At 44.9% G+C, this 3,546-nt stretch carries 4 protein-coding genes; 2 read left to right on the top strand and 2 right to left on the bottom strand.

Going from position 1 to position 3,546, the window contains the following annotated elements:
- Positions 1–79: L28 family ribosomal protein (locus QZ735_RS12555; RefSeq protein WP_294248987.1), on the bottom strand; the 79-nt coding region annotated here is incomplete at its 3' end.
- Positions 80–304: 225 nt separating this feature from the next.
- On the bottom strand, positions 305–1,942 hold the full coding sequence (lnt, locus tag QZ735_RS12560; protein ID WP_294248979.1) for an apolipoprotein N-acyltransferase: 1,638 nt from the start codon (positions 1,940–1,942) through the stop codon (positions 305–307).
- Between the two features lie 55 nt (positions 1,943–1,997).
- On the opposite strand from lnt, the gene QZ735_RS12565 reads away from it, so the two are divergent.
- On the top strand, positions 1,998–2,420 hold the full coding sequence (locus QZ735_RS12565; protein ID WP_294248982.1) for a VanZ family protein: 423 nt from the start codon (positions 1,998–2,000) through the stop codon (positions 2,418–2,420).
- Between the two features lie 175 nt (positions 2,421–2,595).
- Positions 2,596–3,546, top strand: a 951-nt coding sequence (locus QZ735_RS12570) for a hypothetical protein (protein ID WP_294248985.1), incomplete at its 3' end; no start/stop codon positions are given.

Below are 3,546 nucleotides of genomic sequence, written 5' to 3' on the forward strand. Positions count from 1 at the left end.
GCTTCGTTTTGTTATTAGCGTGAGAAACGTTGTTACCAACCATTGCACGCTTTCCTGTTATTTGGCAAATTCTTGACATATCTCGATGTTCTTATTTGTACTATAATATTTGAGAGTGCAAAATAACAAAGAATTTTTCAGATAGACAAATATTTCAGGAAATTATTTCTAATAAACAATGGGATAATTCCGGTGATCGATGCCATAAAATCAGTGACAGCACGGTACATGGGATATTTGTCTTTTTTTGTTTCATTTCCTGTTACTGACCGAGCAGTTAAAGCCGTTATTCTGATTTCCTGGCTTATGGTTTCTTCTGTAAACGGTTCTGGAGGCGTTTGATCAGGAAATAGAAAAGCAGGAATCCCAATGCAAAAATGGAAAACCTGGACATCAGGTCTCCGGCACGGGTATAAAATGTCAGTCCGTCATACAGATTGACTTTGGCAAACAGCGTAGTCTTATCCCCGTAAAAAGTATCGGCCACGGTTTCCCCGCGGGCATCAATATGGGCGGAAATACCGCTGTTGGCTGCCCTGGCAATTTCCCTCCGGGTTTCAATCGCCCTTAATCTGGCATAGGACAGCAGCTGTTTGTGGCCTTCCGAAACGCCCCACCAGGAATCGTTGGTCATGATCCCCAGGAAATTGGCGCCTTTCTTTACATAATCCCCTGTAAATTCTCCGTAAATGCTTTCGTAGCAGATAATCGGTGCTATTTTCCCTTTGTTGAACGGATTGGCAAAAGCCACTCTTTCCTTGTCGGTTCCCAGGGAAGCTACCGTACCGCCGAGGTTCAGCATGGCGTCGCCCAAAAGTGGTTTCAGATAATTGATATAAGGAAAAATTTCAACACCCGGAACCAGTTTTCCTTTGTGGTACACTTCCACTTTGCGATCCGGAACCACCTGTACGGCAGAATTAAAACTTTCTATCCAGAGGCCCTGATTCAGCTGGTAAGCCTCTTTCGGAAGATGGTCTTTTGAGGTGTAGAATTTGTGGGAAGAAATCCCTGTCTCAAAGACGGAACCCGGATGCTTTGCCAGGAAGCTTTTGATGTTGTTTAAAATAAGGCTTTTATCAAAAGACCTTTCCGAAATGGATCCTCTTCCGGGCAATGCGGTTTCAGGGGCAATGTAATAATCGATCTTTCCCTTTGAGCCGCTTTCCGCGAGCTGAAGAAGGTCATTTTCAATGGTCATACTGTCTCTGGAATATTTTTCGCCATACGGATTGAGGTCCGGCTGCAGCATCAGGACATTTACACTCCCCAAAGGTTTTTCATCAAAATTATGATACCGCACCATTGAAATAATCATGGGTACGGCAATTAATACGATAGCGAGAGAAACGTTTTTGATCAGGTCCTTTCTCTTCCGTCCGGCCTCCCACGTCCGGATGGCATAAAACAGGAAGACATTCACTGCCAGGATCCAGAAGCTTCCTCCGGTGGCTCCCAGCGTATCGTACCACTGGATGAGTTTCGGGTATTCGGAGAAAACATTCCCCAGGTTCAGCCATGGCCAGGTAAATTCCCAGTTCAGGTGGAATTTTTCGAAAGCCATCCAGATCGCTATAAAAAAGGCCAGGCCCCAGTACGTTCCCTGTGCGTTTTTATACCAGTGGTAGCACTGGAAAACCAGGGAATAGAGCAATGAATTCACGAGTACCGGAAAAACAACGGCCAGCAGCGAATGGCTACCGTCCGGATTCCGTGCTTCGTAGAGCCAGCCTGTGGTTACAACATTCCAGATGACGAAGCAAAGATAGGAAAGCCCGAAGACTACCCAGCTTTTCCTGCCGTAACCTGAAAATTTTGAAACGCCGTGCTCCATCATGAGAAGCGGAACCAGAGCGAAGAATATAAAGAACGGAACACCGTATGTAGGCCATGATACGGAAAGCAGCATGGCAGAAATAAGGGTCAGTAAGAGGTATTTCATTATGATGGTTTAAGATACAAATTTACTATTTTTGAAGCGAATAAAACGGCTGTTGATGATAAAGAAATTCTACAGGATCATAATCCTTCCCTATACGTTATTCCTGCTGTACCTGATGTTTCTGGGAATGGGCAGAAGGCAGTTTGAAGATAACCTGCTGACCATACGGCCGGTTCTTTCCACCATCGATTTTATTAAAGGCTGTATTTCCTGGAAAGATATCATTACCATTGTAGGAGGCAATATCATCATGTTTGTCCCGTTCGGCTTCCTGGGGTGGGCTTATCCGAAGCTTATGGGAATCAAACCCCTGCTTTTTACTTTTATTTCGGCCATTACTATTGTGGAAGGGTTTCAGTATTTTACAAGAATGGGAATTTTTGAGGTGGACGATATCCTGCTGAACACTTCCGGCATGTACCTGGGATTCCTGATCCGGAACCTGATGGAAAGAAGATGGAAAAACCTGGTGGTTTGATGAATGATTTCAAAGGTCCGGAAGAAAACCGGCAGTCTTCCCGCAGTCATAATCTTCTGTTCCTGCGTTTTTACTAAGTGGGGAATTGTACAGGATGGTTTTAAATAATTTAACAATTTGTTTTGATGTAGTTACAAATAAATTTTTTATTATTGTGTTATAAAAACACAGTCCTATGATGATTTATTCAGTTCAGCCCGGGCAGACCTTTGAGGAAATCAGTGATCAGCTTCATATTGAGAATCCCGGATATCTTAAAGATTTTCACAATAAGCACTGTCCTTGCCTGGAGCGGTATTCCGGAGACCTTATCGAAGGAAGCCGGATCTTTGTGCCCTCAGGAAAGCAGGTTCATGAAATCAATCAGCGGATCAGAAGCAATAATGACAGCTGTTACGGTTTTCCGGAGGCGGGAAGATATCCTTTTGCCTTTCATTCATGGAGCGGTACCTACCAGGCTTCCCATACCGTGTATTTCAATGATCAGGATAAGTGTGTCTACAGCTACACTGTTTGTCTTGATTTTGAAGAAGAAAAAAACGGCAACCTGTATTATCTCTGTACGTTTTCTGATTTCCTGAAAAACGGGAAGCTTCCAGACACGAAAGTTGCGGAACTGTCCGCCAGCTGTATCGGAATGATCTATCCTGTAAGACTCATCATCGGGCCGGATGGTGAACTCCTTAAAACAGAATGTGTCCGGGAACCCGGATCGGCTGACGGTAAACTTGAAGCACTGAAGCAGTATTTTACGGACCGCTTCAGTACGGGGTATATCAGTGGATTTAAAGATATTCTCACCATGCCGGACGAGATATCCCGGAAATTCGCAGGGACGTTGTTCTGTGCTTTTGCATTCGGCAGTTTTTATCAGGTGAAATTCGGGGACTGGACACAGTCTCCAATATACACCGCGTTTTATCCCTGGTTTTCCAATGCCGTGCCTATCCGTTTCGAACTGCAGAATATCCTCTGCCGGAAAGAACATCCTGAAGACCGGCTGATCAGAATACGCCAGGAAGGAACTTCCTGTGACCACAGGAGTCCGGAAGAGCTGCAGTGCGGAACGGCGTATGATCCTGATGTTCCGGTGTCCCGAACTTCTGCAGACTGCACACATTCAGCG

The sequence above is a fragment of the uncultured Chryseobacterium sp. genome (assembly GCF_913776365.1).
Taxonomy (GTDB): Bacteria; Bacteroidota; Bacteroidia; order Flavobacteriales; family Weeksellaceae; genus Chryseobacterium.